The 6,000-nt window shown below is 37.4% G+C and carries 5 protein-coding genes and 1 pseudogene; 1 reads left to right on the top strand and 5 read right to left on the bottom strand.

Annotation, left to right across the window (positions count from 1 at the left end; translation table 11 throughout):
• Positions 1-975: 975 nt before the first annotated feature.
• The 5 genes from F6K38_RS02720 to F6K38_RS02700 form a co-directional block, all read right to left on the bottom strand.
• Positions 976-1,668 carry a PilZ domain-containing protein gene (locus F6K38_RS02720; protein WP_008179908.1) on the bottom strand — a complete coding sequence of 231 codons (693 nt, stop codon included), beginning with the start codon at positions 1,666-1,668 and terminating at the stop codon, positions 976-978.
• 382 nt (positions 1,669-2,050) lie between these two features.
• Positions 2,051-2,263, bottom strand: coding sequence for a HetP family heterocyst commitment protein (locus tag F6K38_RS02715; protein ID WP_008179910.1), 213 nt, complete (start codon positions 2,261-2,263; stop codon positions 2,051-2,053).
• 766 nt (positions 2,264-3,029) lie between these two features.
• Positions 3,030-3,176, bottom strand: coding sequence for a hypothetical protein (locus F6K38_RS02710; RefSeq protein ID WP_154659682.1), 147 nt, complete (start codon positions 3,174-3,176; stop codon positions 3,030-3,032).
• A 149-nt stretch (positions 3,177-3,325) separates the two neighbouring features.
• A complete protein-coding gene (locus tag F6K38_RS02705; protein ID WP_044492299.1) occupies positions 3,326-3,739 on the bottom strand; it encodes a PilZ domain-containing protein in 414 nt (137 codons plus the stop codon).
• Between the two features lie 185 nt (positions 3,740-3,924).
• The gene (locus F6K38_RS02700) at positions 3,925-5,313 is read right to left on the bottom strand and encodes an RNA-guided endonuclease InsQ/TnpB family protein (RefSeq protein ID WP_008179915.1); all 1,389 of its coding nucleotides are present in this window, start codon (positions 5,311-5,313) and stop codon (positions 3,925-3,927) included.
• Between the two features lie 319 nt (positions 5,314-5,632).
• On the opposite strand from F6K38_RS02700, the pseudogene F6K38_RS02695 reads away from it, so the two are divergent.
• Positions 5,633-5,783 (top strand): annotated as a pseudogene (locus tag F6K38_RS02695) (transposase); the annotation flags it as partial.
• Positions 5,784-6,000 lie beyond the last annotated feature (217 nt).

The following is a 6,000-nucleotide window of genomic DNA, read 5'->3' as shown; positions in this document are numbered from 1 at the left end:
CGTTCTCTAATATTTCCATTTTCTTCTATTTTTAAGGCTTTTTGAAGTATTGTTTTTTGCTCTTGTGTCAGATAATTTTTTGCTGGCATATTTCCTATTATTGGGTTATTTATTAATTTTTATTATACCAATTTAAATGCCGAACAGCTTAGCATCGGAATTGTTTACAACTTGCATTTGCCTCAATTAACTTTCTTCCCATCCCCCCATGCCTCCATCAATGTTTACAATTCAGATGTAAACGGAAAAGCTATTACCAGGTTACTATAGCAATCCTAAATCATTTGTAAAATCACTGGACTTTTTAAAAACTAGCTCCAACTCCTGTTCCTTCGGGTGCATCTCATATTTGTAAAAAATAAGGAAAGTGTGGGAAGTGTGGGGCGGGGGCGCGGGAAGTGTGGGGCGGGGGCGCGGAGATTTTATTATAATTTTTGCCTAATTGCATGCATTGAGATGCACCCTGTTCCTTCTGCCTTCTGCCTTCTGCCTTCTGCCTTAAAGCAGCCCATTTCTTTCACGAATCAGATAGGATTGCTATAGGTTGCTAGGTTAAAGGTTATCTTCTGAACCTTGGCCTTTCGGCCACGCTACGCGAACAAGCAAACAAGCTTCAACCTGGAATTTCTACCTGGTGTGTTCATGTTCGAGTATGGGTCAATAGTTAACTGATTATTTTGTATTTACTTTCTAAACTAATTAATACCATTAAGAAATCCCCTGCCTTCAGGCAGGGGATTTAACCTAAGTGCTCATATCTATATTGTAGCTAAATAATGGCACATCCTCACTAAAATTAATAATTTTAAACTAAATTAATTGCTATAACTAAAATGATTAATTTTTAACAACCCCCATTGGTTTATCAGGAATTTTTTGTGAAAATAGGGCAAATAAAAACAGAAAGCTTAAGTTCATAACCTTAACCCTTAATATAATCCTGCCAAAATAGATAATTAATCTAACTTGGTATTATTACTCTAGGTGACGACATGGGATCAGAAATGTAGCACCTAATAAGACCAAACTAGCCATTGTTATTGGCTCAGGAGCAGACTCTAAATCATCAACACTCACTAAAGATTGATTAAACTTAAATCCAATCGGATGCTGCCTAGGAGATTGCTCCCAGCTGAAGCTAGCTTCATCAGTGGGATTTTGACTTGCTACCCAAGAGATACGATCATTAAGACCCTCCAGCAAAATACTGAGAATAGAGCCTGGTGCAACGGTTTGACTACTAGCTGACTGAGCAAGTGCAGAAACTATACAGGCAGCAGCAGCAAACGTTTTCAGTAATACTTTGAACTGAAAGTGATTGCTGAAGATAAGTTGTTTCCGTTCTAATAGTGTATTAAGCTTGACTGGTGAGATATCTAAAAACTTCACTCCTGCTTCATATTTAGCTGGTGAATCTAAACCAATTTTCCTTTGCCAGGCAATTTTCACCATAGAAGTAGCTGTGTAACTTATTCCTGGTAAGCAGAACTGAATTTTTTTATGCTCCCCAGTTTTTAATGGTTTGTTAATGTAAATTTTGCCACCGCCTTGACTCAGATTAACTACTAAATCATTTTGATCTGAAATCAGTCCTTCTATCTGATAATTTAGTAAGGTGATATGACGCGGAAATTTCCTACGCTCTTTGAGTAAATGAGTGTTAGTCAAATTAATCTCCTGAAAGATAGGTGTTAGGAGTTAGGAGTTAGGGGTTAGGGGTTTGGTGTTTGGGGTGCATCTGTTACTTGTAAATCTATAACTAAAGGAAGTGTGGGACCCAGGCGCGGGAAGTGTGGGGAGGGTGGGGATAGGGGGAGATAGGGGGATTTTTATTAAGGGTAATTGTCATAACATGATATTAGTCTTCTATTGTCCTGAGTGTTTTTGCATGCATTGAGATGCACCCGGTGTTTGGTGTTTGGTTAATGGTTAATGGTTAATGAGTAATGGTTTTAGTACTTAATGCCTGATGGTTAATACCTAATACCTAGAGTCTAGAGCCTAGGATCTAGGATTTTTTAGTAATTTTTTATTTTGGTTGTCTTGATGATTAACACCTTTTGAGAATTTTTGATGGTTGAGAGGATGCAGTTTTATTCCGGTTGCCTAAGTTATAGTTTTGTTTGATTAACCGATTGTAAGTTCGATAGGGCATATATTGCAAAGGATTGTAGCCAGAAAACCGTAATATCAATACACAAGCCCAGGAATACTTGCCAGAAATAATTGCTTCTATAACTTGATTTAATTGTTCAGTACTCATAAATCTATCTATATAAAGGTAGATGCAGCTAAGCAAAGGGTTTACTTCACTTTAGCAACTCCTAAGGAAGTTGTGCTAGGTGAAGTGCTGAAATGATAGCAGATGGTAAGATTACCGATCCTGCTGTGTATAAATCTATTCTTTCGAGCATAGGTTTGCGTTTAGGTTTGCGTTCAGGTTTGATTTAGTAGGATTTATGTATGTTTATGTATACTTTTTTTTTTGGGTATATGAGCATCCAAAAAATGTTATAATTACTCATTAAAAACAAAATTTAAAGTCCATTAAAACTGCCATGAACCTTGACAAAGTCCATGGCAGTTAACTTATTGGATACTAGAGGGGCGACAAGCGCCCCTCTAGGTTAATAAGTATAAATAACTAATCAGATAATTCCAATTTCTGTGTAGGCTTGTTATAAATATAGCGTTTATCACAGTTATGAGGTACAGTATTCTTTGAAGCTGATTCCCTGTTAGGTGCGCTTGACCTTGGCGAATTAAATTCGCCACGGGTCGCACCTGAAGATGCAGCGCATCCCTATTACCTATTACCTATTACCTATTACCTATTACCTATTACCTATTACCTATTACCTATTACCTATTACCTATTACCTATTACCTATTACCTAAAATACCTAAATTGTGTACCTCATAGCTATGATAATTGCTATACATACTGTTTCGTGGTAATAGCTAATCGGTAATTCCTTGGTCAATTCCCAATTTCCTTCTTCCCAATTACCAGTAAATCATCTTTAGCCTCAATCACTGAAAATGGTATAATAGTTGAAGGTTGACTGTTCTTGATGTTCACTCCTGATCAGCAACTTGACAAAGCGATGCAGTGGCTCATGGGGGGGGACTTCCATCAGCCACTGCATCAAGACATCAACTATCTTTGATTGCAACTTATACCAAGTTGAATTAAAATTAATACTTAAAATTAATACTTAAAATTAATCAGTAGTAACTGCTTACCCTATTAATCATTAACCCCATCACCCGTCATCTGTTCAAATGGTAATATCTTTTCTGGAAGCGCAATTTAGTATGAGGATTAGGTAGAGCAGGTGTTAGAAGTCTTAGCCGGATAATTTTTTAGTAACTTATTCAGCTGAAGTTGAGGCGTTGAAATAGGTGTTGCTGGCAGACCCAAAAGACAATCTATACTTTCTGGTGAGACTGTTGTAAACTGTAAACCAGCTCTATAGTTTGCTAGGGAATTTCCTCTAGATTCTTGGCACCACATGACTTTAACTGTAGCATTCACTGTGTAATTTTGTGGCCAAAAAAATTGTATTTTTATAACTTGACCGACTGGGATAGCTTTTTCACTGTAAATGGTGCAACCTCCTCGACTAATATTAACGACTGGCTGACGAGCTGAGAAGAGACCAGCCAATCGATAAGAAATGGAAGTCTGTTGGCGAGGTGATCTTCTTTTTTCTTGCATGCTGCTGGCATTAATCATACCCTTGACATTGATTAAGTAAAACGTTTGCCTGTCTTGATGCAAAGCGCGAGTGGGGGTTTACCCCAAGACCGCTTAGGTGCGCTTGACCCGTAATTAAATTCGCCATGGGTCGCACCTCTGCATCGCTTTTATTTGTCTTTATTTGTCCATTGTCTCAACCCCAGGTTTATGCTATGGTTCATCTATCTGTTTGACTCTGTATGGTTTTTGTATGAGTTTAAGAAGACTTGACACTCCCCGATCATTAGACGCGGGGATTCTGCTGACAGATTAGACTGTGGTAGCGCCCACAACCTAATTCTCGCTACGGTTGTCAAAGACCGTCTACCCAGTCGGCTTAAGTCTATACCTAGCTTACTGGCTACTTTTCTTAAAATATTTGCACTACCATTTAGATCCGCATTTACAACTGAATTATCGCCACTACGGTAAAGACCACGCTTAATACGCTTTCCTGATGCTTTCCACCCATTTGGTTTTTCGCCAAATTTAGGCAGGGAGTCTCCATCAAGGTAACTAGCTTTACTTGTGTAAGCTTCTTCAGTTACTTCTAATCGAATCCCATGGATTTCACACAATTGTCTTAATCTGTCTTTGAGTTTGCCAAGAGGTATTTGAACAAAATTTTGGTTATTCAATCGCCCCATATTAGCATTACTTTTTAAACCTTCGTTCCATCCCAAGACAATCGTATTTATACCGTATTTTAAACAGTGATTGATAATTAGCTTAGCTGCTTTATTGATGCCGTCCTTAATGCGGTGGTTACGCTTCCGAGTTACTCGATCAAGCCAACTATCCCAATAGCCTTGTGGTTTACCCTCTTTTCTGCTTGACACCTGCTTGTTCCAGTATTGGTTAAAAGCCTTCATTGCACGGGCATCAATCAAAAACGAATTGCCTAGGGTGTCAACACACGCTGCTAAATTATCAGCGGTTCCAACATCTATACCTAATGCTTCATTGCTGGCTAAATTTCTCTGGTTGTTCTGAACTGGGATTTCATAAGACACTTCTAGATAGAAGACGCCATTTTTGGGGAGTATAGTCCATTCCTTTATTTTTCTTCCTTTTAAATTACTTGGAAAAGGCAAGGTAAAATTCTTAATCCCAAACCAGCGCCTAACAGTCAAACCAAGATAAAATTTAACCTGTCCATTAACTAGTTTTGGCTTTTGACCACCTGAATTTGGATAAGTAACCTTGAACATCTTTGAGCCTTTTAAGTAGCTGGGAGGTTTTGGTCTATGTTGCAACTTTCCCTTGAACCATAGGTCTCTTAGTTTTTTGTAAGACTTAAATGCTTCCGTGACACTTAATAGTGTTTGTTGGGCTGGAGTCGAAGGAAGTGACTTAGATATCTTTGTTTTTCCTACACTTGGTTCATAGATTAAGTCAAATTTTCCAGTCAATATTAAACCTGTCTTGAAAAATGTTTGACGAGCAAAATACACCCCCATATTATAAAGCTTTCCTGACTGTTCACATAAATATTCCAAGATTGCCTTTGTTTCTTTATCCGGGTACAGCATTATTTGCTGTACTCCTATGCTCTTATTAGCTTGAGCCATTATATATCGTTAATTATTCTCGTTATATCGATTAGAATCTACACTGGTAGCGACATTAAATTCCGATAAACTTGTTTTTTTAAAAAAAGCTATAAAAATTAAACTTAAAATTTACTTATCTAGTCCATTTATCCTAGAAAATAAAAATTTTAATAAAGTATTTATCTGCAAAAATAAAGATAATTTAGCCACATTTTTTCAAAATTATTTACAGAAAGATATGGTAATTGTAAGTAGAAAAATATTAAAAATTTATCTGTATAAATATATCATCAAAATGCGATTCACCAGGTAGTCATAGCTTTGAAAGGTAGATTTGAAAGGGAGAAGTGCTAACTACTTAATAAAAGAGTTTACCGATCTTAATAAACTTCCATCTTTCTGGACAAACAGTTATTTTTTTAAGGGCAGCGGGGAAAGTAAGTACTGAAACCATTCAAAGGTACATTAACGATCCTCATCACGGTTAGCTTACTAGGTGGCTTTAGCAGGGTAAGCGCAAGAATCAATAAGCTGTGGCTTATTGATAAAAAAACGGGATCATTCTCAACAAATTAACTCTATTGCGAGTAAAGTTCTACGAGATTATAGGGGTTTCGAGCCACGAGCAACCGATATCCGACCAATGCACATGATGAGCCATTTTTTCTTGCGCTTACCCTGGTGGCTTTAGCCACTAGGTGGCAT

The organism is Moorena sp. SIO3B2 (assembly GCF_010692525.1).
Classification (GTDB): Bacteria; Cyanobacteriota; Cyanobacteriia; order Cyanobacteriales; family Coleofasciculaceae; genus Moorena; species Moorena producens.
This window is presented reverse-complemented; position numbering and strand designations above follow the sequence as displayed.